This window comes from Rheinheimera baltica DSM 14885 (assembly GCF_000425345.1).
Lineage (GTDB): Bacteria > Pseudomonadota > Gammaproteobacteria > Enterobacterales > Alteromonadaceae > Alishewanella > Alishewanella baltica.
The window spans coordinates 1-26,233 of sequence record NZ_AUDG01000012.1 but is presented as its reverse complement, the minus strand read 5'-3'; the positions used below and the strand labels follow the sequence as shown (position 1 = coordinate 26,233).

The window sequence follows — 26,233 nt, the reverse complement described above, 5'->3', positions numbered from 1 at the left end:
GTTTTCATGACCATTTCTCAGGACAAAGTTGTCGCCATGCATTACACCGTTACCGACCCTCAAGGTAACGAATTAGATACGTCTGTCGGCGGCGAACCTTTAGTCTTCTTATTTGGCCACGGCTCACTGATCCCAGGGCTAGAGCAAGCGCTGGCCGGAAAAGCTGCCGGTGCTAAGTTCAAAGCTGATATTAAAGCCGCAGAAGCCTATGGTGAGCGCCACGATGCGTTAACACAGGCTGTGCCTAAATCTATGTTTGATGGCATGGATGTGTCTGTTGGCAAGCGTTTTCGTGCAGCAGGGCCAGATGGCCGCGAGCAGTCAGTTATTGTGCTGGAAGTTACCGAGGACGAAGTCGTCGTCGATGGGAATCACCCACTTTCAGGCATTGATTTAAGCTTTGATGTTGAAGTAATGCTGGTACGTGATGCCACTGAAGAAGAGTTAGACCATGGCCATGTGCATGGTTTAGATGGCCACGCCGATCATTAAGTACGCAGGTAAGCCGGTTGGGATAAACGTCTCAGCCGGCTAATCTCATCAAATTTTTTGTCCCTTTAGCCCATGTTTACTTGCTAACAATGCATTAGCATTAGAACTAAATTCTTGACACCGACAGCAAAGGCCCCTATTTTTACCCCCCTGAGCAACCACTAGCCATTGAGCGAGATCTGACCCAAATGAAAGATCGTATTATCATTTCTGTTTCGACCATCAATGGTACCCGCCATTTTAATATCAGCAAGCTATTCAAACGCAACGCAATTATTGCAACCTGGCTGTTATTGTTTGGCCTAATTATTACTGCAGCGGTAATAGAGTATCTACTACGTACGGTTGACAAAAGTCAGGCACAGCATCAGCAGTTAGCGGTTCAAGCCAGCACCTTACGCAATGAAATTGCCACATTACAAGGCAGCAAACAGCAACTTGAACAAGAATTAGCATTAAAGCAAGACGAAATGCTGCAGGTGGTAAATCGCGTAGGTGAAATAGAGCTGGCATTGGGTTTAGAACAACATTATCCGCAAAACTTAGAAGACAGGCTGGATACCGCTAGCATTAACTCCGTCGCCAGACACGCCATGCTGCAACTGGTTCCTAATGGTTCCCCACTAGAATTTAGACGGCGCTCATCACGTTTTGGCCTGCGCGACCATCCCATTATTGGTAAGCAAACGCATCACAAAGGTGTCGATTTATCTGCCAGTAAAGGTACGCCTATCTATGCCCCTGCGGATGGCGTAGTTGAAGTTGTGCGTAACAGTAAAGAAGGTTTTGGTAATCTACTAAAAATTCGCCATGCCTATGGTTTTTCAACGCTATATGCACATCTTAATGATTTTAAAGTAAAAAGTGGGCATTTTGTGCACAAGGGCGAACTTATTGCTACTTCCGGCAATACGGGGCTGTCTACGGCACCACATTTGCATTATGAAGTACATTTCCTTGATCGGGCACTGAATCCACAGAGCTTTATGGACTGGGACTCTGCCAATTTTGATCTGGTTTTTGAAAAGGAAAGGAGCATTAAATGGGACTCTTTGGTAAGCATGCTGGAAACAAAGGCAAGCACTCAGTTACAACTGTCATCGCACAAGGATGCTCAGCTAACGGCAGTATCCGATTAAACGGTGATATTCAGGTAGATGGTTACGTTGAAGGGAAAATAGTCAGCGACCATACCCTGGTTATTAGCGTATCCGGCCGCATTAAAGGCGAGGTTACGGCAGACAAAGTCATCATTAATGGCCTGTTCGATGGTGAGTGTTATGCCAATAGCGTTGAAATTTTGCCACAGGGTAAAGCACATGGCGTAATTCACTGTGACGACTTAAGTATAGAGCGCGGTGGAAGCTTCTTGGGTAAAACTCTGCCAACGTCTGCAGATCAAGTTGTTAGTTTACCAAAAGGTGAAACAGAACCAAGCCCGAAGCAACCTTTGGAAAACAAAGCCAATAAAGGATAGTAACGCAACAGGATAGCAACGCAACCTAGTTGTCGTTGGTCGCAAAGGCTAGCGTTTTTGTTAATTCAGCGTTAGGTTACATGCAGTTCTTACTCCTGCAGGCATGATAACAATGAAAAAAACGCTTCTGGCCACTTTACTCTGCTTTGGCAGCCTTAGCGCTGCAACGGCAAGCACCTTATCTGAACATATTCAACAAGACTACCAAACCCATTTAGGTGCGCTGTTTAAGCACTTTCATCAACACCCCGAACTGTCGCACATGGAAACTCAAACCGCTAAGCGACTAGCCCAAGAGCTGCGCGCAGCGGGTTTTGAGGTAACCGAAGGGGTGGGTAAAACCGGCATAGTTGCCATGATGAAAAATGGCCCGGGCCCACTGGTAATGATGCGCGCAGATATGGATGGTCTGCCGGTAGAGGAAAAGTCTGGCCTGCCCTATGCATCCAAAGCCACACAAACAGATTGGGACGGTAACAAGGTTAATGTGATGCACGCCTGCGGGCACGATGTGCATATTACCAGCCTGGTAGGCACCGCAAGACGCATGGCCGCAATGAAAGACGCCTGGTCTGGCACTTTAATGCTGGTAGGGCAGCCCGCTGAAGAGCGTGTTGGCGGCGCTAAAGGCATGATGCAAGACAATATTTGGGGCCGCTTTGGCCAACCTGATTACGCCCTGGCGTTTCATGTTTCTTCTGAAATTGAGACGGGTAAAATTGTCGCTGTAGAAGGATCGCCATACTCAGGTGTCGACAGTGTCGATATTATTGTTCACGGCGTGGGCGCGCATGGTGCCAGCCCGCACAGAGGCAAAGACCCTATCGTACTGGGGGCACAAATTGTACTCGCCCTACAAACTATTGTTAGCCGCGAGATTGCCCCCAAAGAGCCTGCACTTATTACCGTGGGCGCCTTTCACAGTGGCACCAAGCACAATATCATCTCCGACAAAGCGCATTTACAACTCACCGTACGTAACGATAGCTGGGAAACGCGAGAGTATTTAATGGCTGCCATTAAACGCGTTGCTGAAAATCTGGGCCGAGCTGCTGGTTTACCAGAAGATAAACTGCCAGAAGTGATTATCGATGATGAACCCACACCACCCACCGTAAATGATATTCCACTGACACAGCGGCTGAAAAAAGCCTGGGCCGCCAACATGGGCGAACCGGTGTTTGACGAAAATTACCGCCGGCTGGGCATGGGTGCAGAAGACTTTCCGTTTTTTACCACCAAGCCCTATATTCCTAGCACGTATTTTGCTGTAGGCGGCACACCACCAGAGGCGTTTGCCGCCGAGAAAGCCGGTGGCCCGGCCGTGCCCAGCCACCACAGCCCGTTGTTTAAAATTAGCCCTGAACCTGCAGTAACTAAAGGCGTTGAAGCCACGGTAATTGCGCTACTGGATTTAATGCCAAAAGCGTAAGCAAAGCGTTCATCATCATGGTTTTTGTTGTACCGCGAAATCGGTTTATCAACGCTAACACGCCGTAAACCCATCCCTGGGGGCTCGTTTTCGCCCATCCAGGGCTGCAACGGTTAGCTTATGTTAAGCCGATTGCGCTTACATGGTTTGGTAGCAGTCCGTGTGCTCTTAATGCAGCGTTCAATCCCATAGTTCAAAGTAGCTGATTACCAGCGCCCTACTCTGCTGCTTTTTTCAGCAGCAGACAGATGCAAAGCCTGCGCATTCTGCTACAATGCCGCCCCTTTTGCTGGCCCAGGCCCGCAGTGTTACTTTTGGCGGAGCACCTACATGACCGATACTTCCTTTTCCAGCCTAGCCTTACCCGTTGCTTTAGTTAGTAATTTGAATGATTTAGGCTACACCAGCATGACCGCTATACAGGCGCAGGCACTGCCCGCCATATTAGCGGGGCAAGATATCATTGCTCAGGCTAAAACCGGCTCAGGCAAAACAGCGGCCTTTGGTTTGGGCTTGCTGGCCAAGCTGGATGTAAAATATTTTCGTGTACAAACATTAGTACTGTGCCCCACCCGCGAGCTGGCCGATCAGGTTGCGGCAGAACTGCGCAAACTGGCACGTAGCATTCACAATATTAAAATTCTTACCCTTTGTGGTGGTGTGCCATTGGGCCCGCAAATTGGCTCACTTGAGCACGGCGCGCATATTATTGTCGGCACACCGGGCCGGGTTATTGATCACTTAGAGCAAAATCGCTTAAAGCTGGATGATTTAACCACACTGGTGCTGGATGAAGCCGACCGCATGCTGGAAATGGGCTTTCAGGCTGATTTAGACGCCGTTATTGCCAAAGCCCCTGCTGCACGCCAAACACTGCTGTTTAGCGCAACTTACCCCAATGCTATTGCCAAGCTTAGTGAGCGTTTACTCAATAACCCCTTGCGTGTCACGGTTGAAGAACAGCATAACACCAGTAGTATTGAGCAGTTGTTTTTTCAGGTTAGCGACAACCACCACCGTTTAACGGCTTTACGCAGCTTATTGCTAACGTATCAGGGCCAAAGCAGTATGGTGTTTTGTAATACCAAACGCGAAACGCAAGATGTTGCCGATGCACTGCACGACTATGGCTTTAGTGTGCTGGCCCTGCATGGTGATATGGAGCAAAAAGACCGCGACCAAACTCTGGTGCAATTTGCCAACGGCAGTGCCTGCATTTTAGTGGCCACCGACGTAGCCGCCCGCGGTTTAGATATTAGCAGTGTAGATGCGGTATTTAACTACCAATTAGCACACGACGCCGACACTCACACCCACCGTATTGGTCGCACCGGCCGCGCGGGTCAAAGTGGCATGGCAATTAGCCTGTTTACCGCCAGCGATGCCGGCAAGCTTATCCCATTGGAAGATGGCTTAGGCATTAAAATTGAAGGTGCTGAACTGCCTGCAATAGCTATGTCAACGCAGGCACCAGCCAAACCGCTAATGGCTACCTTGCAACTGGATGGCGGCAAAAAACATAAAATCCGTGCCGGTGACATTGTTGGTGCCCTCACCGCCAGTAAGCAGCTGACGAATGATGATTTAGGCAAAATTCAATTGCACGACATCTGGAGTTTTGTCGCGGTTAAGCGTTCTGCTGTCAGGCTGGCGCTTCAACTTATTGCCGAAGGCAAGATTAAAGGTAAATCGATTCGCGCCCGGGCGTTGTAAAAATAACGAGAACCTGATTACCCTAAGCTAACCGTTGAAGCCCTGGACGGGCGGAAACGAGCCGCCATGGACGGGTTCAGGGCGTGTTAGCGTGGGTAAACAGGTTCGTAGCTTACCCGCTAAACTCCCTACAGCTAGCTAAACCTGCGGCTTGCCCTGGCGCAGTGCTTTCGTCGCGCCACGTTGTTTTTTGTGTTCCAGCCGCCGCTGCTGGCTGCCGTAAGTCGCTTTGGTGGCAATACGTTTTTTTGCCACCCGTGCGGCGGATTGCACCAACTCTATAAACTGCGCCAACGCTTGCTCGCGGTTCATTTCCTGGCTGCGGCTTTGCTGGCATTTAATAATGATTTTGCCACTTTGAGTAATACGATGGTCTGACTTGCCCAACAATTTATCTTTATAAAATTGCGGCAAGCTGGACGCGCTAATATCAAAAATCAGCTGGGCGGCCGTGGAAACCTTGTTCACGTGTTGGCCACCTGCGCCGCTGGAACGAATAAACTGCCATTCCAACTCATTGTCGGCCAGCTGTACGCTGTTTGATATCTGAATTGCCATAAATTATGCCTGTTTACATCAACTTTGCTGTGATCAGACCATATACGCCTCAACCATACAAGGTTTAGTACTTACTGCGCTTCGCCTAAAGTCTATTCTCCTAAAGTCTATGCACCTTAAGTCTAAGTTCTTAAAGTGCAATTATTCGCTACAGTAGAGGCATTATCGTTGCCACTTTATGCACGCTCCGAGGGCGCTATTATGGTTACCAATTCCCAAAGCCAATATTATCAACAACATAAACAATCTATTACCGCACCAGAGCTATTCTGGCGTCATCAGGCTGAACAGCTTAACTGGTACAAAACACCAAACAGCATTGTGCAACAGCAGGATGCGAACCATTATCAATGGTTTACTGATGGCGTACTCAATACCGCTTACCTCGCGCTTGATTACCATATAGAACAAGGCCGCGGTGAACAAACCGCACTTATTTACGACTCGCCGGTGACCAACACCAAACAGCAATTTAGCTATTTGCAGCTGCGGGACGATGTCGCGCGTTTTGCCGGTGTGTTAAAAGCGCTAGGCGTTAGTAAAGGCGATCGGGCTGTTATCTATATGCCCATGATCCCACAAGCAGCCATAGCCATGTTGGCAGTGGCCCGCTTAGGCGCGGTGCACTCGGTAGTGTTTGGTGGTTTCTCCGCCCATGAGCTGGCGCTGCGTATTGATGATGCCAAACCTAAAGTGGTGGTAAGTGCCTCTTGTGGTATCGAAATAAGCAAACTAATTGCCTATAAACCGCTACTGGATGACGCCATTGTTAAAGCAGAGCACAAACCCGAACGCTGCGTCATTTTTCAGCGCCCGCAGTTGCCCGCGCCAATGCAAAACGGCCGCGACTTAGATTGGCAATTAGCCATGGCCAAAGCCGAGCCTGCTGCCTGCGAGCCGGTAAAAGCCACCGATCCGCTATACGTGTTGTACACCTCTGGCACCACAGGCAAACCCAAAGGGGTTGTACGCGACAATGGCGGCCATGCCGTAGCACTGAATTACAGTATGCAAGCGGTGTATAACGCCAAAGCGGGCGATGTGTTTTGGGCCGCATCAGATGTTGGCTGGGTGGTAGGTCACTCTTATATTGTATATGGCCCACTCATAGCGGGCTGCACCACTATTTTATATGAAGGTAAGCCGGTATTTACCCCAGACGCGGGGGCATTCTGGCGGGTGTGTGCCGAGCATAAAGTTAATATTTTATTTGCGGCACCCACCGCCTTTAGAGCCATTCGTAAAGAAGACCCGGACGCCGCATTGCAGCAATATGACTTATCGGCCCTGCGCAGCATTTTTATGGCCGGAGAGCGGCTAGACCCGGCCACTTATCATTGGGTTAGCGACAAACTAGCCAAGCCGGTAATAGACCACTGGTGGCAAACCGAAACCGGCTGGCCAATCGCGGCTAATCCGGCAGGCATTGAATTAATGCCAGCCAAACCGGGGTCATCCACGGTAGCGGTACCCGGTTTTAACATACACATTCTTAATGACAACGGCCAGGCAGTAAAAGCCAATGAGCAAGGCTATATTGCGCTGCAACTACCACTCCCCCCGGGCTGCCTAACCACCATTTGGGGTAATGACGAACGCTATGTTGACGGCTATTTGTCTACCTTCCCTGGCTACTATGCCAGTGGCGACGGCGGCTATATTGACGAAGACGGTTATTTGTTTGTTATGGGCCGTACCGACGATGTTATTAACGTTGCAGGCCATCGCTTATCTACCGGTGAGATGGAGCAAATCGTGTCTAGCCATCCGGCCATAGCCGAGTGTTGTGTTATTGGTATTAACGAGCCGATCAAAGGTCAGCAACCTTTAGCCCTGGTGCTGATTAAAAATGGTATCGACGTTGACGAAACCATTCTGGAAGCCGAGCTGGTTGCTATGGTACGGCAGGAAATTGGTGCCCTAGCCTGTTTTAAAAAAGCGGTTATTGTTAAACGCTTACCTAAAACCCGCTCCGGTAAAATTTTGCGTAAGCTACTGCGGCAAATAGCCGATGGCAGCCAATATACCGTGCCGTCAACTATCGACGACCCAGCCAGCTTGCCAGAAATTGCACAGTTAATGACAGATAGAGGCGTAATTTCACAAACTTAATCATTCTCACGAGGTGAGACAGCCACGGTTAAGCTATACTCCGCTATCTTCTGTTGCTTATAACAGAGCAACACAAGGCGGAGTTTCCCCCTAAAGATGTACTGGCCCAAAAATCTGCTGCTGCAAATACTTACGCCCTTACAGCGCTACCCGGGTTTAATGGCCGTATTGGCATTCGCCTCTGGCATCGCCAGCTATATATTGGTAGACCGCAAAGAGTCGCTGGCACAACTTATTGCACTGTGTTTACTACTCAGCTGGCTATGGTTGTTATTGGATAACTGGCTGCGTGAACGCGTAGAAAAGCGCTTTGGCATTGCGCTGTCTCCTAATATCGTGCGCTTTGTGTTGCAAATGGTGCATCAGGAAAGCTTATTTTTTGCCCTGCCCTTTTTCCTGGCTGTCACTCACTGGGATCATGCTCAAGCCATCTTTACCGTGCTTATTATGTTGTGTGCGCTGGTATCATTAATTGACCCAATTTATTACAAAAAACTGGCGCCGCATCGCACCTTATTTGTGGTATTTCATGCCTTTGCCTTGTTTGTAGTGTTGTTAGTGGTACTGCCCTTATTGTTGCAACTTACCACCAGCCAAAGCCTGGCCGCCGCACTAGCCATCGCCGGTGTGCTCAGCCTCCCAAGCTTGGGGGCGCTAATACCTAACGGCCACTGGTGGCGTTTTCCACTTACCGTACTGTTACTGGCAGCCTTAAGCGCGGGTTTGTGGCAACTACGCAGTTTTGTGCCACCGGCTGCGCTGCGTTTAAGTACCATTACCTTGTCACACAACGTCGACCAGCAACAGCGAAAACCCGGCCGCAGTATTCAGCACCTCGACGCTACCCGCTTACACCAACAGGGGTTGTACAGTTTTACCGCGGTTACAGTGCCTCGTGGTTTACGTGAAAAGGTGTTTCATGTTTGGCTGCACAATGGCAAAGAGGTCGATCGAATTATGCTGGATATTAGCGGAGGCCGAGAGCAGGGCTACCGCGCCTGGAGCCATAAACAGAATTTCCCAACCAACGCCCAAGGCCAGTGGCAGGTAAAAGTTATTACCGAGTCAGAACAACTTATTGGCTTAGCCCGCTTTACGGTAACCGCGGCAACACACTAACTGGCGGCACCTTTACCGGCTTTTTACAATGATGTTTAAGCAACTGCAGTAGTTTTTTTTGTCGCGCCTGCAACTGCTCGCCCTGTTCAGCGGTATAAGGCTGGCGCAGCTGCTTACGAATATCCAGCCGCTCAGTGTTTAACGCCTGGCATTCCGCTTGACTAAATTGCACGGCACCCAAGGCGGGAACAGACAGCAAAAATAATAGGCTTAGCCCTAAACGCATAGCAGCTCTCAGTTAAACACCGGGCGTAACTGCTCGCGCATTGCGCGGTAGTTAGCCGGGCCCATATTCCAACGTTTGGGGTTATCAAACTCAAAGTCGATATGAATTTTACCGGCCGAGTTCATTTGAATAAGCAGTTGCACAAATTTATGGCCGCAGGCTTCAAATATGGCTTCGCGAAACTCCAGAATTTTATTGTCTAACGCCATAAGGTCTTCTTCAATGCCTGCGGATGCAGGCACAATTTTATCGGCGACATATAAAAAACCTGAATTGGCCATATGGCCGTCAGCAATATCAAATACAAAAGCCAGTGCGTCCCAGCTCTCTGTTTCGATTACGCGCTTACAGCGCAACACCTGTTCTGCTAATTCCTGGATATATTTTGGATCAATATTCATCGTTAACCTCTGTAGTCCTGCATATCTTTGCGGGCGACCCGTTCAAATGCTTCGCCTTTGCGATTGTTGAAGCCATGGCGACGCTCAAATACCATATCACCGCTTGTTTTCTCAAAAACCTGATATTCGGCAATGATGTTATCTGGCCGGTCTGAACCTGGCGGGTCTAAACGGACGGTAAGTTTTACTTCATAACCTTCTTCAGTCCAGTCTTCCCATTCATTTTCCATGGATTTATAAGCACCACGGTTTAAGTTAGCATCCTGCGGGAACAAGTTTTTTAAGCCTTGGTCACTCATAAAGCGGTGGCCGATTATATGCCCGCCATCGTCGGTATCTAACCGGGCATCGCCCCCTACCGTTCGCTGATGTTTCTTTTCCTGCGACGAACGCGCATCACTATAAGTGCTACCCAAGCTAGCGGTAACCGATACCGGCCTACCTTGTTCATCAATTACCCAAACCGCTTCATTGTCACCATACCGCTCGGTAACGCTCTGATTTGTCGATGCCGTATTGGTTGGCTTAACTGCACTGCTATGAGTGGCCGTTGTCGACGAAACAGCGTTAGTGACTTTTACACCGCCGCCGGGTTTATTGGTTTTTTTCGATATCGGTAAAGGGGTTGTGCTACTGCTGCCCGCAACTAAACCGCCATCGCCAATGCCGTTACCTTTAGGTGGCTGCCCCCAACCTTCGGTTAACTGCCATAACCATATTTCCTGCTGGGCAAACATCTGTATTAGTGTATCGCGCAGCTGAAAATCAGAGTAGCCCGACAAGTCATATTCCCACGGCCGGGCATGACGGTAAACGTCTGTCCAGATTTGTCGTAGATCCCAATAAGGTTCTAAATCGTGCAGAAAATAGCTACAGAAAATGGCGTCTTTTACTTCCCAAATCTGGCTCTCGCCAAGCGAAGCAAAGGCTAACAGGCAGTTGCTGCAGAGGTAAGTTTTACCCCACTTATCTTCCAAGATAACACCATCGAACTGCTGATTGTGCATGCTGCAACTACCCCAGTAAAAACAAGACTATGAATAAAAAACCTAACTCATAAGGTCGCGCATTCTCACAACAGGGGTTAATTTTGTCAAATTAATATTAAATTAAAGGTTAAAAATTGATTTTTAGTGTAATTAATTTGCGCATAAAGCGCAGCATTAAATGTTTCGCAAATACTAAGCACCTCATCTCCTTGAAGTTTGGCTTAGCACTTACATTAGCGTAACAGGTACAAAGAAAAAAGTATTTTATCTGGTTGACGGCTGAAGCAGCATTCCATTACTGTGGTTGCCTGTTCTGCGGGTGTAGTTCAATGGTAGAACGAAAGCTTCCCAAGCTTTAGACACGGGTTCGATTCCCGCCACCCGCTCCAGTTTTAAGGTAAGTTTTCTCGATACACCGTCAAAATTTCAATTTGCTCTACCGTCACGCGATAAACAAAACTGTATTTTTTATAGCAGATTTTTCTTATATCAGCGCCAAATTGCGGCATAGGCACACCTGAATCCGGAAACTCCAGCAGTACTTTATTCAGCCACAACTCAAATTGATTCAGATAATCGATAACAAATGCATTTGATAAACCTTGCTCAGACAAGTGTGCTGCTATTTGCCCTAAGCGCTCGCTAGCTCTGGGTGAAAAAGCGAGTGTGAGTTTACTCATACCTAGCGCGAATGCTGTTAAATACGTCGGCAGAGTTAAGTGCTTGCCCTTGCTCTAACTGACTTAGTGACACCTTAATGTCATCGCCAATACGTTTTGCCTGCACAAACTCAGCAAAAGCGTGCGCGACCGATTGCGGATTGTCGCCAAAAGCTTGTTTTAAATCCGCTTCCAATGCTGGGTTGTCTATTTGGATATTTATCACCGATATACTCCACTTACTGTTGCTTGGTCAGCATACTGTGTAACTGAGTGTAGCTCAACTACCCCGCAAAGCTTGCCAAGCTTTAGACACGGGTTCGATTCCCGCCACCCGCTCCAGTTTTGTTACCGTTAAAATATTTTTCAGTTTTTTTGTCACAGCCCGTTTTGCTGGCGGTACTTGGTAATGTTACTCATAACTTATTAAGGACCTAAAATGAAACCTTCAAACGAAAACAACCATAAAAAGCAACCCGGCTTTTGGACCCACTTCGCCATTAGCCTAACCATCGTTGGCGGTATGCTGGCGGCCAATTTTAGTAGTAAAGCGGCTGAAAGCTTTAGTGTTGAGGTTATTGGCAAAGGCAAACCGGTGATTATGATACCAGGGCTAATGTCGGACGCCAGCGTATGGCGGCCAACAGCCGAAGCGCTCTCGGGTCAATATCAGCTGCATTTAATCAGTATTGCCGGTTTTGCTGGTAAACCAGCCATTGATGGTGAGTTGCTACCCACCGTTACACAAGAACTGCTGCAATATATTAATCAACACCACCTAAAACAGCCTGCAATTGTTGGCCACAGTTTAGGGGCTTTTATGGCATTTAACCTCGCCAGCCGCGCGCCGGAAATGATTGGCACTGTGATTGCTGTAGACGGCCTGCCCTATCTGGCGCCGGTGTTCAGTCGCACTAACGATACCACGGTTGCGATGATGCAGGGACAGGCCGATTACCTGCGCCAGCAGTATCAACAAATGAGCCCACAGCAGTTGTCCGCCATGACGGCACAAGGGCTGTTTATTCAGGCCACATCACAACAGCATCAGCAGCAGGTGCTGGATATGGCGACACGCTCTGATCCTAAAGCTGCTGGTCAGGCGGTATATGAGCTACTGACAACGGATTTGCGCCCGGTAGTACATCAAATTAAAAGCAAAGTGCTGTTACTTGGTGCCGGTGGGGCTTTAACATCAAACGCTGACAGGGAACGAGCCAAAGCCTTGTATCAAGAACAAATTGCCAGCATTGCCCATGCCACGCTTGAGTTTAATGAGCAATCGCGGCATTTTATTATGCTGGATCAGCCAGCGTGGTTAGCAAACCAGATTATCAGCGCACTGCAGGAGTAAGCATTATGGCTATCACATTTACAGAGCAGCAGCTTATTCCTGACGTTACTGCCGCGCAGCAAGGTAATATTAACGCCTTTGAACGTTTAGTGGCGCGCTGTCAGCGCAGTGTCAACAGCATTGCACTGGCTATTGTTAAAGATTTAGACGCCAGTGAAGATATTACCCAGCAGGTGTTTATTCATATCTGGCAGCAACTGAATACCTTACAAAACCCGGCTAGCTTTTTGCCCTGGGTACGCCAGATAACGCGCTACCGTGCCTTTAACTACCTGCGCGATAACAAAGTTGGCAGTACTCTCACCGGTGATGATGCTGATGCAGCACTGGCAGAGTTTGCCAGCGAACTTGAGCTGGATGACGACTTAGCCAAAGCACAGCAAAACCATATAATGGCGGATTTTATCAGCCAGTTACCTGAAGACAGCCGTGAAATCGTGCTGCTGTTTTACCGCGAAGAGCAAAACAGCCAACAGGTAGCTGAACTGCTGGGTTTAAGCGAGAGCAATGTACGTAAAAAACTACAGCGGGTGCGCGAACTGTTAAAAGGTCAGTTACTGGCCAAATACGGCAAGCTGATATTAACCACCGCACCCGGCCTTGGGCTAACCACAGCCATTTGCAGCGCCTTAACACTGGCCAGCCCGCCGATAGCAGCGGCCACGGCAAGTACGGCAGCAGCCAGCCAAAGCTCATGGCTGGGAAAAGCTGCCTTACTGCTGGGCGGTGCCATGCTGGGTGCACTTGCTGGCGTGGTCGGTGTTATTGCCGGTATGCGCCAGCCGATAAAACGCGCCAACAGCACTAAGCAAAAACAGCAGCTAATTACACTACGTAACCTTACTATTGCTTGGGTGCTAGGCTGTGGTGTGCTGTTAACCGTCAGCTACGAGTTTACTGCCGGTGCCTGGGGGCCAATTAGCGCCTTTACGCTGTTTGTTAGCGGCCTGTTGTGGGCCAACTATCGCGGCTGGCAGTTAATGGTGCCACAGTTAAAACAACAAGGCGCGGCGGCATACCGTAAAAAGCAGCTGTGGTGTACGTTTGGTTTAGTGTTGGGTTATGGTGCAGGCTTTGCCGGTTTAATTATTGGCCTAATCAACAGCGGCCGCCTGTAACAGGCAGCCGACTGGTGACAAAAAACTATTTAAATTTACGCAGCCGCACGCTATCACGCAGCGCTTCCCAGGCGGGAAACAGCGCAATAATTACCAAGGTTATCATAGCGCTGCGCTCCAGTTGCTGCAGGTTAAACACGCCGTACCAACGTTCTGTATTAAGCTGCAGCAGTGGAGAAGTGCTGGCCAGATACAGTGCAATGGCAGCAATAACCACATTTAACACTACATGACTGGCCAACATGTTTCGGCTCCACAGCCGCTGCTGCAATTGCCATAAAGAATGCATAATTCCCAACACAATCACAGGTGTACTGTATTGCAGTATCAACCTGACATTACTGCTTAACAGCAAACTGCTCTGCGCCAATTGTTCAGCTGACATCGACAGCGGGTACCAGATCACAACCAGTAAAAAAATGTAGCTGGCTAAATCGGTAAAAATATCCTGCAGCTTTATATGCTGCCAACCAGGCCCGGCTGGTGGCAGTTTCTCCGGTTGCCAATTATTGCCACAGCCAGCATTCGCGACAGGCTGCTGACGTGACATAAGCCAATATGCCAGCGTAATAGAGGTGAAACCAAAGCACGCTTCGTCGATAAACCCGCCAAACAGGGCAAAACCATAGCTTATCAGGCCCATATTGGCGCTGCTTAGCCAATGTGTCGTCACTTCAACCAGATGCAGCACAAATAAAATACCTAACACCATAAACAAGGTATTTTTATACAGCGCCATATAGCTTGCATTGATGAATGGCTGTGGCGGCACAAACTGCTGTGCTACAGTGCGCGGATGGCCCATTTGCTTTAGTAGCGCTGCCACTTCAGCATCGCTTATTTCACCCTGTTGCTCTGTCAGTGCGTCGAGCTGATCCATAATATTGGCATTAAGCTCGCGGCCTATTTCATCACGTTTTGTTTCAGGTAATTCGCGCTGCACAGCAGCAATATAACGTTGGACTAATTCCATTATGCCTTCTCCTCATCACTTGCCAATAAGTTACCCAGCGCACCATTTAACAAACGCCATTCAGTAGTAAGCTGCTGCAGCATTTCCTGGCCCATTGTAGATAACTGGTAATAACGCCTTTCACGGCCTTCAGCGTGTTTCCACTCACTGTCCAGCAACCCTTGCTCTGCTAAACGACGAATTAGCGGGTATAGCGTGCCTTCGTCGATATCAATACCACTATCTTGCAACTGTTTGCGTAATGAGTAGCCATAATGCGGCTGCTTTAACAACGCCAGGGCAGCTAACACCAGTACCCCACGGCGTAACTCCAGTCGCATTTTATCCAACTGTGCTGTTGTCATGCGTTTCTCCTTTTACTGTGCAACACATACTGTGTATCGCACACCATGCAACACATACTATGCGACGCACAGCAATTTAGCAAGAACCTTGCTGAAAAAATATTCAAAAATAAATTTTACTGAGAAGGCTAAACAGGATTTAGTCAAAGGGAATGGTAATACAAGGACTGGCACTATGTTGAACCCGAGCTAGCGCAACACTGCAGCATGCGCCAGGGTTATGGGTTATGGGTTATGGGTTATGGGTTTAAGCATAAAGGTTTTTTGCTATTTTGCTGCGTTCGGCGTACCGGGTTATAAAATAAACCACTTAGTAAGCCGGCGTAGGCCAACAACACGATGCAGGGTTTTCACGGCATTGTTGTGCCGTAATTGAAATAAACAGCCTACGCTAAAGCTGAGCAGTAAGCCCGGTGCAGATACGATAAATGCGCTGGCGCGCTGTTTTAACAGCCATTGCTGTGCTTGTAAGGTTTGCTGAAGTTGTGCGCCTTGCTCGGCGAAATGTTGTACACGCTGTCTGCGGCGGCGCAAAAGTTTATCTATCAGCATGAGTGTCCTCCTTTATCAGCATGCGCATCTTACTTTTCAGTTGCCTTGGCCATAAACACGTTACATAGCTGCTGCCAGGTATGACGAAACCCTACTTGCGATAAAACGTAACGTAAACTACGCCAACACAATAGCAGCATGATGCATTGCATCAGTAATAAGGTAGCGGCCATGATTAATAGCGAACCGGTTAACTGAAATGTCAGGTAGCCAATGGCAACTAGCATACTGCCCCAGAGTAAAATAAGCCCGGCAGCAAAACACACCACCAGGCCTGCAGCCACGGTAAGGCTGCGCGCAGACAGCGATAACTCTGCTTTAGCTGTCTTAGCGGTGAGCTTTACTTGCTCAGTATAGTTGGCCGTTACCGACCAACTTATTGCCGCTAGCTCTGTTAGCTGATCCAGCGCTTGCTCGCCTATATTCGCTGTCTTGCTAGTCACCGGCTTCTGTGGCGGCGCCTGGGCAAATTCACGACTTTGCATAGCCATATCCTACCGGCGACGTAACAATGTGGTAAGCAGCATGCCTGCAGCAAAAGCAATACCTGCTGTAGCTAACGGGTTTTCGGCTGCCAGCTCCCGGGTTTTACTGTAAGAGCTTTGTAGTTGCTGTTTAATTTCTTCTTGCTTGTGCGCAATAGTGTCGCGCGACGATGCCGCGGTTTTGCGTAAACTATCTTCGGCAACTGAGGCTTTTTCTGCCATGGCATCCACGGCATGGTGCGCCGCCGCAGTGGCTTTGTCAGTAACGGGCGTATTTGCTGCATTATTTGCTGAGTTATTTGCTGAGCTACTAGACGAACTATTGGTTTGAGTTGATGAGCTGGCCATATATGCCTCCTTAGTTAACAGGATGAAAAGCAGTGAAGTACTGCTGTTGTACAACGTTAACTATGCAATGGTTATTCCAGTTTAAATATAATGATACAAAACAATAGGATAAGGTTAATAAAAAAATAAATGACACGACTATCCACTGCCAAAGCTGTAGAAGTTACCTGCGGCTAGTAATCTTTACAGGGTACCAAAAGAAAAAAGCCAGACGAGAGTCTGGCTTTTTTCTTAGCGCGGTAACTTAGCACGTTAGTTGGGTGCTATCGCATAACCCTGTGTTAGAACCCGGTGTTAGAGCCATGCCTTAGCGACGTTGGCGTCGGCAGCACAGCAACGCTAATAACAGCAAGGCAAAAGGAGAACCACTGCCGCCACCGGTGCTTTCGCTAGTATTGGCATTGTTCTGCGGCACAGCCACAACAGTAACGGTAACGTCATCACTACTGCTGGCTCCGCGGTTGTCTGTCGCGGTTACCTGTAACACCAGCGTGGCACTGTTTGACGGTGCAACAAACGACAGCGTTTCACTAGCCGCATTTTGCAAGCTAACCGTGCTGCCACTGAGTTGCTGCCACTGATAACTTATGCTGTCGTTCTCTGCATCCTGCCCTGTGGCAGTTAAGCTAACCATTTGACCGGCATTTACCTGAACATTTTCTCCGGCGTTAACTTGCGGTGGAGTATTCAGATCGTTGTCCAGGATGGTTATTTGCAAAGCACTTCTTGCCCCCAGCACACTGCCGTTAACGCTAACTAACTGCACGGTAAAGGTTTCGTCACCTTCATCCAAGGTGTCATCAATAAGCTCCAGGGTAAACGTTTTATCGCTAATGTCGCCATCGGCCCAATTTAACTGGCCATTTTGTGCAACAACATCCTCGCCTACTGTTGCACTAGCACTTTGCAGCACATAATCAATAGCAACGTCGCCGTCTTGGCCGCCCAGGCGTTGCACGCTAAGCTGCACCGTTTTGTTTTCTAATACCCGCTTATTTTGTTGCACAAAACTAAGGCTACCCGGGCGGGGTGGCTCAATGCCAAACGCCACCGTTGTCATGGCCGGTGCTTGCAGCGTGGCACCACCTTGTGGGTCGAACAGCCTGACAAACACAGTGCGCCGCCCGGCTTCACCGCTATCAAGGGTATTAAGTGTAATGGTTTTGTCACTGTTATCATCGGCCGCCCAGCTTAATCGCCCGCTTAGCGCTTCAAAGTCGATATCTTGCACTGCACTGCCGGCAAAACTTTGATACGCCACGCTAACAGCTCCCGTTCCCGCTGGCCGTTGTACGCTAAGCTGCGCAGCAGCACCTGGCACCACCTCGATACTGGCCTGATTAAACGACAGCGAACCGGCAGCAGAGGTAAGGCTATTGTCTTGCAAGATATACAAGCCAGAATTAATATCACTGCCTAAAATTAGGCCAGAAGGTAAGTAGGGATAAGTGCCCCACATTCCATTAAACGCCGCACCGTCAGAGGGTAAAAAGGTATCAAAGAAAGCCACTTCGGTAGGCGCAGCAGGATCTGTGATGTCCAGAATGGTTAAACCGCGCTGATAATTAGACATGTAGTAGCGGTTGCCACGAACAAAACCATTATGGTCAATAGCGGCACTGGGGCCTTTCCAGGTATGTTGCAGCACCGGGTTACGTAAATCATCAAGCTGGTACACTCTTAGGGTAGTGTTTATACCAAAACTGGTTTCATCCAATTCATCATGAACAAACAGAAAGCGGTTGTCCTCACTGCTCCAGCCTGAATGAATATAGCTGGCCCGGTCATACGTGAACTGCGACAACTTAACCGGTGAAGAAGCAACAGACGCATCCCACAACTGCACCTCCTGCTCATTAAAATCAAACAACACCTGACAAGGGCTAAACCGACAGTCGCTTGTCGCACGGCTGTCTTCTATTTGCATCATGGCCACATCATGGCTGTAATCTTCAGCCAGTGCGGTACCTCGTTGCCATAAAGACGACAATTGGGTGGGATTAGCCAATGACAACGTAGACACGGCGCCACGCTGCGTGTTCTGCCCGGCTAAATACAGCGCCGGTGCTGCTGGGCTATTTTGGCTATTGGTGCTGTAATCTACACCACCGATAAACACATTATGACTGGATACCACAGTGCGGTAGCTTGCCGCCAGCGATACCGCATCAGGTAGCCGGTTTAAATCAATAATTTGAATACCATCACTGCCCTCAGACGAGACATAGGCATACGCCTGCCAGCGCCGTAAGGTGTTATCGAAATATTGGTATACTTTAATGTCACGCCAGGAGGTTAAAGTACCTGAAATAGTGCCTACTTCCAATGGTGCATCCGGTGTTGCCAGGCTTACCACCGCGGTACCGTTGGTCAGGCCAATTAAGGCATACTCGGTACCGGTATTTAAATCAACATGGCCCCAAATATCATTTGCTGCACTGGGTCGCGAGCTAAAATCGTTTAAGCCTACATGGCCAACCAAATCGATATTATGGCAGCTAAAATTACCAGCTTTACCGTCCACACATTGCTGCGCTGGCTGCGAATAACTCAGGCTTTGATGCTGCGCCAAGCGCGCTTGCAAACCGGCAGACAGGCTGGCTTTGCCGTCACGCAATGTATGTAAACCACGACGTAAAAGCCTATCTTGCCACTCGGCCGGCACGCCGCTGAGTGTGGTGCGGTTAATTTGCGGTGCCTGCAATTGATAATGGTCTATCCGGCTGTACCCACCCAATACCGGCACTAACTCGCTGCTTAAGTAAAACAGCTGCTCTTCATCATTAAGTTGATAATGGCCTGCAGCCACCAACACCTTATCACCCTTGTTGGCCTGTTTAACGGCATAGCCAATAGTCTGGCAGGGACGTAAAGGTTTATCACAGCGACCAATGTCCTTACCATCGGTTGCAACAAAGCGCGCTTTATCATGTTCAGCATGCGCCAGCACCTGGAGCGGCAGCATTGCCAATACCAGCAAGCCCAATACCAGGCTAATACGGTTGAAACCTAAACTTGCTTGCACAGGCCACTCCTTCAGTATTATTGCTATATCGACCAACTTTGTTATTTCAGGTATTGTTAGCCTCATACATATGTTATGCAAGTGTTTATTAATGTTGAGACTGAGTATTTCTTTGCTAGCCGTTTTGCTGCCAGCGTTGCTAACCGGCTGTGAGCCTGGCACTACTGCTTCGGGGTCAACATCGGAGTCAGGCTCAGCGGGACTATCACTACAATTGCAGTATAACGGTGCAGCCCTTACCTGTGATAGCACGCTAAACATTGCCGGCAAACCCTGGGCGCTGCAGCAATTTCAGCTGTATTTAAGTGAGTTTAGCGTAAACAATACGCCTTTATTGCTCGACCCAACGCTGCCCTATCAGCAAGCCAACATTGCATTATTGGGTGCCGTGTGTGACGGTAACGCATTAAATAGCCGTGGCAACTGGCAGTTAAAATTTGCCAGCGTCCTGCCCAGTGGCAGCTTAAGTTTTACTGTAGGCGTGCCACAACTGCGTAACCACCAAGACCCACTGTTAGCTAAGACGCCATTGAATCAAAGTGATATGTTTTGGAGCTGGCAGCAAGGCTATAAATACCTGCGTTTAGAACTGGCAGGCAAGGCTAGCGACAAGGTTAACTCACCACAGGCAAACGCATGGGCATTGCATTTGGGTGCTACGGGCTGCCAGTCTGCCAGCGTACTACGTGCACCAAGCAAAGCCTGTGCACAGCCTAATTTAGCCCGCATTAACCTGCCCTTTCAGCGTGGCCAAACGCTGCAATTAGACCTGGCGCCACTGCTACATGGCATTAATATGTCGGCCGATAATCACTGCATGTCAGACATCAACCGGCTAAGCTGCCAAACCTTATTGCCAAGGTTAGGCATTAATGGCAAGGCACTAGGCTGGAGCATGCAATGAGATATGCCTTGGCACTGCTGCTTACCGTGTTGCTAAGTAGCTGTAGCAAGCCTGAACCCGCTTATCAATGGGCACTGCCCGAAGGCTTTCCTCAGCCGGTAGTACCGGCAGATAACCCCATGTCGGCGGCAAAGGCAGAGCTTGGCCGCTATTTATTTTACGACACGGCGTTGTCAGCCAATCAGCAGCAAAGCTGTGCCAGTTGTCACCAGCAAGCACATGCTTTTGCTGAACCTCGTACGGTGTCTGTTGGCAGTACCGGACAACTGCACCGGCGCAATGCGCTAGCACTGGTTAATGTGGCTTATAACAACAGCCTTACCTGGGCACACGATGGCTTGCAGCATATTGAAGCACAACTGCTGATCCCGCTATTTGGCGACACACCAACAGAACTGGGCGCGGCTGGCCACGAACAACAGATTTTAGCGCGGCTAACACGCCAGCCTTACCCTGGCTTATTTAATGCCGCCTTTGGCGACAGCAAGCCAGAGTTTCGTCAGGTCGTTGATGCGCTTAGCAGCTTTACCCGGCAGTTACTGTCGTTTAATTCGCGCTTTGACCGCTACGCCTATCAACAGGATGACAATGCGCTAAATGAGCAAGAGTTACTGGGGTTAAACCTGTTTTTCTCTGAGCGGTTAGAATGCCACCACTGCCACGGCGGCTTTAACTTTACTCAAGCCACCAGTCACGAACGCCAGCCACTGGATCGCCGACCATTTCACAATACCGGCCTGTACTATACCAGCCGGCCAGATTTGGCAGATAGCGGCTATTTACAGCACGACAGAGGATTAGCAGAAGTAACTCTTAACCCGGCAGACGATGGCCGCTTTCGGGCACCAACACTAAGAAACATCGCCCTAACGGCGCCTTACATGCATGACGGCAGTCTGGCGACATTAGCGCAGGTAGTCGATTTTTATGCCGCAGGCGGTCTGGTAACCGAGATCAATGGCGAGCTTAGCGATGGCAGATTACACCCGGCTAAAAGCGGTTTTGTGCGCGGTTTTGAGTTAACCCCAGAAGAAAAACAAGCGCTGCTGGCGTTTTTACACAGCCTGAGCGACGAGCAATTTGTCAGCAACCCGGCTTACAGCAACCCGTGGCCACAAGCGGACGCACGCTAATACCGGGTTATTCGCCGCTTACGCCTGGTGTGTTCGGTTACCGGCCAGGATGCTGACCAGAGCGGTGGGCGCGACCAGAATATGGAAACCCAGCAGGCTGAGTGCCAGCGTAGCGCCACAGCTGATAACAAATTTTACCCATAGTGCCATCTGCACATCAATCAACAGAAACTGCACAAAAAGCAGTAGCGGCAAATGCACGATATACAGCCAAAAGCTAACCTTTGACAAATACGCCAGAGCGCGGCTATCCCAGTCTAGCCAGCGCCTGGCATACAGCAGGGCACATAGTGTCCATAGCACCGCACTGCAACTTTCCAGCACAGTGATCGCCAGTTTCAGCCAACCTTCTGGCTGGCTCTGTGGTGTCAGGGTTATCGGCAATAACGCGTAGTACAGCGCATAGCTGGCAGCGCCCAGTAGCAAATAATAATGCCGAAACGGACTAAAGCCGGCTAACAAGGCCGGCATGCTGAAACAGGCATACCCCAAGCCAAAAAACACACCATAAAACCACAGTGCCCATAAGGCTGGGAAAATCCATTCCGGTGCCGGAAATGGCACTGACACACTATACAAGGCAGGCACACAGGCCATTATTGACAACAGCACTAGTGCATTTGGCTTAAGTTCGCTAAACCAGCGCAACATCTTGCGGTTAAGCAAAATGCGGCCGCACCAGGTCAGCAGATACAAAAACAGTAAATGGTATAAAAACCACAGATGCATGGTGCTAAGCGGCATGGCGGCTGGCTCGGCCTGGCTTAGCATCGACTGGACAAAGGCTAAAAACGGTGGCTTGTGCTGCACATGGAACAAGCCAAACTGTATTACCGCCCCCATAGCCAGCGTTAGCAACGGCAAAAATAACAACAAGGGCAAGCCGATGCGGCGCAGCCTGTTGCGCCAAAACACAGCCTCACCATATTTATGTAGCAGCATAGCGGCGAAAAAGCCGGCCAGCAGAAAAAACACCGGCATACGAAACAGATGGCTGGCCCAGGCGAAGACATCAAACAGCGGATGGTTCAGTACATCGGCGCTGGGCCAAAATGGCTGCGCCATAGGGCTGTAAGCCAGGGCGGCATGAAAAAGCACGCCGGCCAGCATCGCAAGCGCACGCAGATTATCCAGGTAAAACAGGCGTGTAGAACCGCTACCCTGCGACATAATGCTGGCTCCTTCTGGCAACCGTTACCAGGCTGGCTGTATAAAAAGCTGGGGTTATAAAAAGCTGGTTTTACGCTTTTGTAAGTAGGCGGTCAGCATCAGTACAACCACCACTAACACGCTACCTGCCGCAAGTAGACCAAGCGTTGTGCTATTCCAACTGGCCGTGGGCGCTTCCAGAGTTAGATGCACAGCCGGCATGCGGATGATCCAGAAAATAAAGCCGTTCAGTAACAAGTTAGTGATTATCATCACCGTCACGGTGTAGCCTTCTGAATAAGTCAGTAGTGCGGTGGCCAGATAACAGCAGTACGACAACAAAATAAACACGCTTACCAGCACCACCAGCGGGATCACGCCGTTGGTCACCGGTGTGCTAACTATTACCAGCAGCATCCCCAATACCAGCAGCAACCAGGGCACCAAATACAGCGCCAGATTCGCGCCAAGCTTGGCCAGGGCATAATCCTGCGCCGTAACCGGCAAACTCATCATAAAGGCTAAGGTTTGATCTTTCTTTTCGTTCACCACCAGCTCAATGGCCGAGCGGGCGCCAATGACAATCATCAGCGTGATCATCATGATGGCGCCGCTATTAAACATCAACGGTGTGGCCATCCCCATCATGCCAATGACCACTACGCCACCGAGCATATAAGCGGCCAGGGACTTTTTCACCAGTTGCCAGTCTTTTACTATCAAACGTTTTATCATTACGGTGTTATCCAGCGCATTTAGCATCTTGTCTGCTCCTATCTGTTACGCTTGACGTTGGCGACAAAAATTTCTTCAAGCGACATCCGATGCTGCTCGATCACTTTAAAACCTGCCTGGTGCAGCACGACGGCAAAGTCACTGCTGCATTGATCGGTGATAACCTCTGCCAGCTGGCCGCTACGACGGATACTGACCGCGCCGAGCACACTCTCCTGCGCCTGCGGCAGCAGTTGACAACGAAAACGCGCCCAACTTTGCACAAAGCTTTCTTTATCCTGCAGCGCCAGTAATTTGCCTCTGTCTAAAAAGGCAATCTGGTCCGACAGTTTTTCGATGTCATGGGTGTTGTGCGACGAGAACAACACACTGCGTTCATCATCGCGCAATATATCGGCCAGCTCGGTAATCACTTCGTCACGGGCCACTGGATCCAACCCGGTGGTGGGTTCATCTAACACCAGCAATTTGGGTCGTCTGGCCAGCACCAGTAACAAACAGGCTTTTACCCGTTGACCATGCGACAAGCCTTTCATTTTCTGGTCTGCAATCAGCTCAAAACGCTGCAATAAATCTTTAGCATAGCCGTGGTCAAAGTTCGGAAAAATACTGTGAATAAAATCCATATGCCACTGTAATGTCTGGTTTTTATATAGCCGCATATCATCTGAGGCAAAACCTATATCGTATTTCGCCTGAACCTGCTGCGCCGGCAATTGATAGCCCAGTACGTCCACCTGACCAGCATCCGCTTTTACCAGCCCCATTAAAATACGGATAGTGGTAGATTTTCCGGCGCCATTTACGCCAACCAGCCCCAATACCTGACCTTTGGCCAGGGAAAGATTCAGATTTTCCATGGCAAAATGCGGGTAGCGGATACTGATATTGCGCATGTCAAAAGCATATTGCTGCATTGCGTTTGTCCTCGTTGTCGCAGCAGGTTAACGCTGCGATTCCAGTTTTTGTTGCAACTGTGCTAACAGTTGTTGGTCCGTCAACTGCAGTTGCCGGGCTAATTCCACCAGCTGCTGCAGTTGCTGTGTCAGTTGCTGCTGCTTTAGCTGTTGCTGTAAATCCGGCTGCGCCGACACAAAAGAGCCACGACCAGGCTGCGTGACAATCACACCCGACAGCTCCAGCTCGGCGTAAGCACGTTTAACTGTGATCACACTGACCTGAGTTTGTGCCGCCAGCTCACGAATAGATGGCAAAGGCATATTGGCCGGCCAATTTCCCAGTGATACTTTGCTGGTGATTTGCTCGACAATTTGTTCATACATTGGCTTTTTGTCTGTTGCCGACAGAAATAGGCCATCACTCATAAAGCATCCCGCATGCACACCAACCGTGTATATTCGATATGCACAGTATATACACAGATATGCACAGTGCAAGTTAAAAATTAGAAAGATCGCACAGCGGCGTTATCTAAGCGCAAATAAGCCGCATGCCTATTGCAGGCAATTGGCCTGGCGGCCACTATAACAGCTGTTATGTTCGCCAACCGGAGCTTACTGTGCGTTTTACTTTCCCGCTACTACTGGCGCTATTGGCGCTGCCGCTGGCGGCGCAAAACTACTACCCGCCGCGTGGCGACTGGGCTGAGGCCAGCCCGCAGGCGCTACAAGTCGATGCTGAAAAGCTGGCTATTGCGATAGATTACGCCATTGCCAGTGAAAACCCGGCGGCAAAAGATCAGGCCATAGTGCAGGCCACCACCTTTGGTGCCCGCGAGCCTTATGATCAGATCATTGGCCCAATGGGTGTGCGCGCTGCGGCCAATGGCTTAATTGTCTATAAAGGCAAACTGATTGCGCGCTGGGGTGATGTCGACAGCGTGGACATGACACACAGCATCGCCAAAAGCTTTTTAACCACCGTAACCGGTTTAGCCTGGCAGCAAGGGTTAATTCGCGATCTTAACGACAAAGTTGGCCCTTACATGCCGCATGGCACAGCGCTTTATGACGGCAAGCACAACAGCCAAATTCGCTGGGATCACCTGCTACGCCAAACCAGTGACTGGCAAGGCACGCTCTGGGGTAAACCCGACTGGGCAGACCGGCCCGAGGGTAAAACCCCGGCCGACTGGCCAAACCGGCCGCTTCGCACACCGGGTACATATTATAAATACAATGATGTGCGGATAAACCTGCTGGCGTTATCAACGCTATATGTATGGCGTAAGCCACTGCCCGAAGTGCTAAACGAGCAAATTATGCAGCCGATTGGCGCTTCATCAACCTGGCGCTGGTATGGCTATGACAACAGCTGGGTTGAACTGGATGGCAAAAAAGTCCAATCAGTATCCGGCGGCGGCCACTGGGGCGGCGGCATTTTTATTAACGCCTGGGATTTAGCCCGTTTTGGTTATTTGTTTTTACGTGATGGCAAATGGCAGGATCAGCAGTTAATCAGTAAAGACTGGATAGCCATGGCCCGCACCGGCGGTAGCGCCAATGCCGAATACGGCTTTGCCAATTGGTTTTTAAACCCGGGCCGCAAAGCTCTACCCAATGCGCCACAAACCGCTGTCACGTTTCAGGGTGCGGGCCGTAATGTTATATATATTGACCAGGAAAATGACTTATTAATCGTCACGCGTTGGATTGCCAATGGCGACGAGCTAAACCAACTGGTGGGCAAAGTGCTGGCAGCACTGCCAGATTAGGGCGATAAGCGGATACTCATTAAAAAGCCAAAAACCGCAAACGCGATGCGTTAATCCGTTTTCGCAACGCTGTTGGCGTCTAGCTCATTTTCTATCCTTTTAAAGCCGAAGACAACGTAATGCAATCGTGGTAGAACGACCCATTACTGAGCCGCCCCCACACAGATCCGGACGTGCGGAATTACCGCATCCGGCTCTTCAGTTATATATTCACTCGTGTAAAACACGCCCTTAATACCAGTCAACATGGATAATTCGCTT

28 protein-coding genes and 1 tRNA gene are annotated in these 26,233 nt (G+C 49.5%); 13 read left to right on the top strand and 16 right to left on the bottom strand.

Translation table 11 applies throughout. From position 1 onward, the window contains the following. Nucleotides 1–6: 6 nt before the first annotated feature. The 5 genes from H595_RS0106345 (at nucleotide 7) to dbpA (ending at nucleotide 5,114) form a co-directional block, all read left to right on the top strand. A complete protein-coding gene (locus H595_RS0106345) occupies nucleotides 7–492 on the top strand; it encodes an FKBP-type peptidyl-prolyl cis-trans isomerase (RefSeq protein WP_027670455.1) in 486 nt (161 codons plus the stop codon). A gap of 188 nt (nucleotides 493–680) precedes the next feature. After that, nucleotides 681–1,631: a M23 family metallopeptidase gene (locus tag H595_RS0106340; RefSeq protein ID WP_027670454.1), complete on the top strand. Its 951-nt coding sequence runs from the start codon at nucleotides 681–683 to the stop codon at nucleotides 1,629–1,631. Then, a complete protein-coding gene (locus H595_RS21725) occupies nucleotides 1,535–1,969 on the top strand; it encodes a bactofilin family protein (RefSeq protein WP_084153499.1) in 435 nt (144 codons plus the stop codon). The genes H595_RS0106340 and H595_RS21725 overlap by 97 nt, the downstream gene beginning before the upstream one ends. 112 nt (nucleotides 1,970–2,081) lie before the next feature. Beyond that, nucleotides 2,082–3,401 (top strand): amidohydrolase, encoded by a 1,320-nt coding sequence (locus H595_RS0106330; protein WP_037053849.1) that lies wholly within the window; start codon nucleotides 2,082–2,084, stop codon nucleotides 3,399–3,401. A 330-nt stretch (nucleotides 3,402–3,731) separates the two neighbouring features. Continuing rightward, nucleotides 3,732–5,114, top strand: a complete 1,383-nt coding sequence (gene dbpA / locus H595_RS0106325; protein ID WP_027670452.1) for an ATP-dependent RNA helicase DbpA — start codon at nucleotides 3,732–3,734, stop codon at nucleotides 5,112–5,114. 138 nt (nucleotides 5,115–5,252) lie between these two features. Here dbpA and arfB read toward each other — a convergent pair whose 3' ends face one another. Next, on the bottom strand, nucleotides 5,253–5,672 hold the full coding sequence (gene arfB, locus H595_RS0106320) for an alternative ribosome rescue aminoacyl-tRNA hydrolase ArfB (protein ID WP_027670451.1): 420 nt from the start codon (nucleotides 5,670–5,672) through the stop codon (nucleotides 5,253–5,255). Between the two features lie 201 nt (nucleotides 5,673–5,873). On the opposite strand from arfB, the gene H595_RS0106315 reads away from it, so the two are divergent. Continuing rightward, on the top strand, nucleotides 5,874–7,784 hold the full coding sequence (locus H595_RS0106315) for a propionyl-CoA synthetase (protein WP_027670450.1): 1,911 nt from the start codon (nucleotides 5,874–5,876) through the stop codon (nucleotides 7,782–7,784). A 96-nt stretch (nucleotides 7,785–7,880) separates the two neighbouring features. Further along, nucleotides 7,881–8,903: a DUF5924 family protein gene (locus H595_RS0106310; protein ID WP_027670449.1), complete on the top strand. Its 1,023-nt coding sequence runs from the start codon at nucleotides 7,881–7,883 to the stop codon at nucleotides 8,901–8,903. Here H595_RS0106310 and H595_RS0106305 read toward each other — a convergent pair. The 3 genes from H595_RS0106305 to H595_RS23430 are packed head-to-tail and all read right to left on the bottom strand — an operon-like array spanning nucleotide 8,878 to nucleotide 10,537. Further along, nucleotides 8,878–9,129: a hypothetical protein gene (locus H595_RS0106305; protein ID WP_027670448.1), complete on the bottom strand. Its 252-nt coding sequence runs from the start codon at nucleotides 9,127–9,129 to the stop codon at nucleotides 8,878–8,880. The two genes, H595_RS0106310 and H595_RS0106305, sit on opposite strands and share 26 nt — an antisense overlap. Before the next feature lie 8 nt (nucleotides 9,130–9,137). Then, complete coding sequence (locus H595_RS0106300) at nucleotides 9,138–9,530, bottom strand: hypothetical protein (RefSeq protein ID WP_027670447.1); 393 nt, start codon at nucleotides 9,528–9,530, stop codon at nucleotides 9,138–9,140. Between the two features lie 2 nt (nucleotides 9,531–9,532). After that, on the bottom strand, nucleotides 9,533–10,537 hold the full coding sequence (locus tag H595_RS23430) for a DNA/RNA non-specific endonuclease (protein WP_051219756.1): 1,005 nt from the start codon (nucleotides 10,535–10,537) through the stop codon (nucleotides 9,533–9,535). 297 nt (nucleotides 10,538–10,834) lie between these two features. Between H595_RS23430 and H595_RS0106285 the strand changes: the two genes are divergently transcribed. Then, nucleotides 10,835–10,908, top strand: a tRNA-Gly gene (locus H595_RS0106285). A gap of 3 nt (nucleotides 10,909–10,911) precedes the next feature. Here the strand turns inward: H595_RS0106285 and H595_RS0106280 are convergent. After that, entirely contained in the window at nucleotides 10,912–11,199 is a 288-nt protein-coding gene (locus H595_RS0106280; RefSeq protein ID WP_027670446.1) for a type II toxin-antitoxin system RelE/ParE family toxin, read from the bottom strand. After that, nucleotides 11,192–11,404 (bottom strand): hypothetical protein, encoded by a 213-nt coding sequence (locus tag H595_RS0106275; protein ID WP_027670445.1) that lies wholly within the window; start codon nucleotides 11,402–11,404, stop codon nucleotides 11,192–11,194. Before H595_RS0106275 ends, H595_RS0106280 begins: the two co-directional genes overlap by 8 nt. A gap of 213 nt (nucleotides 11,405–11,617) precedes the next feature. Between H595_RS0106275 and H595_RS0106265 the strand changes: the two genes are divergently transcribed. Both H595_RS0106265 and H595_RS21715 read left to right on the top strand, forming a co-directional pair. Next, entirely contained in the window at nucleotides 11,618–12,532 is a 915-nt protein-coding gene (locus H595_RS0106265; RefSeq protein WP_027670444.1) for an alpha/beta fold hydrolase, read from the top strand. Nucleotides 12,533–12,537: 5 nt separating this feature from the next. Next, complete coding sequence (locus H595_RS21715; RefSeq protein ID WP_051219755.1) at nucleotides 12,538–13,650, top strand: RNA polymerase sigma factor; 1,113 nt, start codon at nucleotides 12,538–12,540, stop codon at nucleotides 13,648–13,650. Nucleotides 13,651–13,675: 25 nt separating this feature from the next. On the opposite strand, the gene H595_RS0106255 is transcribed toward H595_RS21715, so the two are convergent. The 6 genes from H595_RS0106255 to H595_RS0106230 form a co-directional block, all read right to left on the bottom strand. Next, complete coding sequence (locus H595_RS0106255; protein ID WP_027670443.1) at nucleotides 13,676–14,623, bottom strand: HAAS signaling domain-containing protein; 948 nt, start codon at nucleotides 14,621–14,623, stop codon at nucleotides 13,676–13,678. Then, a complete protein-coding gene (locus tag H595_RS0106250) occupies nucleotides 14,623–14,967 on the bottom strand; it encodes a PadR family transcriptional regulator (RefSeq protein WP_027670442.1) in 345 nt (114 codons plus the stop codon). Before H595_RS0106250 ends, H595_RS0106255 begins: the two co-directional genes overlap by 1 nt. A 294-nt stretch (nucleotides 14,968–15,261) precedes the next feature. After that, nucleotides 15,262–15,519, bottom strand: a complete 258-nt coding sequence (locus tag H595_RS0106245) for a hypothetical protein (protein WP_027670441.1) — start codon at nucleotides 15,517–15,519, stop codon at nucleotides 15,262–15,264. A 29-nt stretch (nucleotides 15,520–15,548) separates the two neighbouring features. Further along, on the bottom strand, nucleotides 15,549–16,004 hold the full coding sequence (locus H595_RS0106240; RefSeq protein ID WP_027670440.1) for a hypothetical protein: 456 nt from the start codon (nucleotides 16,002–16,004) through the stop codon (nucleotides 15,549–15,551). Between the two features lie 9 nt (nucleotides 16,005–16,013). Then, the gene (locus tag H595_RS0106235; protein WP_027670439.1) at nucleotides 16,014–16,352 is read right to left on the bottom strand and encodes a DUF883 C-terminal domain-containing protein; all 339 of its coding nucleotides are present in this window, start codon (nucleotides 16,350–16,352) and stop codon (nucleotides 16,014–16,016) included. Nucleotides 16,353–16,659: 307 nt separating this feature from the next. Further along, complete coding sequence (locus H595_RS0106230) at nucleotides 16,660–19,377, bottom strand: choice-of-anchor B family protein (RefSeq protein ID WP_027670438.1); 2,718 nt, start codon at nucleotides 19,375–19,377, stop codon at nucleotides 16,660–16,662. Between the two features lie 91 nt (nucleotides 19,378–19,468). Here H595_RS0106230 and H595_RS23425 point away from each other — a divergent pair, with 91 nt between their 5' ends. Further along, nucleotides 19,469–20,281 (top strand): MbnP family copper-binding protein, encoded by an 813-nt coding sequence (locus H595_RS23425; protein WP_027670437.1) that lies wholly within the window; start codon nucleotides 19,469–19,471, stop codon nucleotides 20,279–20,281. Further along, the gene (locus H595_RS0106220) at nucleotides 20,278–21,414 is read left to right on the top strand and encodes an MbnH family di-heme enzyme (protein WP_027670436.1); all 1,137 of its coding nucleotides are present in this window, start codon (nucleotides 20,278–20,280) and stop codon (nucleotides 21,412–21,414) included. The genes H595_RS23425 and H595_RS0106220 overlap by 4 nt, the downstream gene beginning before the upstream one ends. Before the next feature lie 18 nt (nucleotides 21,415–21,432). On the opposite strand, the gene H595_RS0106215 is transcribed toward H595_RS0106220, so the two are convergent. Genes H595_RS0106215 through H595_RS0106200 form a run of 4 tightly spaced genes read right to left on the bottom strand, consistent with a single transcriptional unit; the run spans nucleotide 21,433 to nucleotide 24,623 of the window. After that, nucleotides 21,433–22,584, bottom strand: coding sequence for an acyltransferase family protein (locus H595_RS0106215; RefSeq protein WP_027670435.1), 1,152 nt, complete (start codon nucleotides 22,582–22,584; stop codon nucleotides 21,433–21,435). 54 nt (nucleotides 22,585–22,638) lie between these two features. Beyond that, nucleotides 22,639–23,325 carry an ABC-2 transporter permease gene (locus H595_RS0106210; protein WP_027670434.1) on the bottom strand — a complete coding sequence of 229 codons (687 nt, stop codon included), beginning with the start codon at nucleotides 23,323–23,325 and terminating at the stop codon, nucleotides 22,639–22,641. Nucleotides 23,326–23,336: 11 nt separating this feature from the next. After that, the gene (locus tag H595_RS0106205; RefSeq protein ID WP_027670433.1) at nucleotides 23,337–24,215 is read right to left on the bottom strand and encodes an ABC transporter ATP-binding protein; all 879 of its coding nucleotides are present in this window, start codon (nucleotides 24,213–24,215) and stop codon (nucleotides 23,337–23,339) included. Nucleotides 24,216–24,242: 27 nt separating this feature from the next. After that, the gene (locus tag H595_RS0106200) at nucleotides 24,243–24,623 is read right to left on the bottom strand and encodes a GntR family transcriptional regulator (RefSeq protein WP_027670432.1); all 381 of its coding nucleotides are present in this window, start codon (nucleotides 24,621–24,623) and stop codon (nucleotides 24,243–24,245) included. 194 nt (nucleotides 24,624–24,817) lie between these two features. Between H595_RS0106200 and H595_RS0106195 the strand changes: the two genes are divergently transcribed. Continuing rightward, entirely contained in the window at nucleotides 24,818–25,972 is a 1,155-nt protein-coding gene (locus tag H595_RS0106195; RefSeq protein WP_027670431.1) for a serine hydrolase domain-containing protein, read from the top strand. Nucleotides 25,973–26,233: the final 261 nt, after the last annotated feature.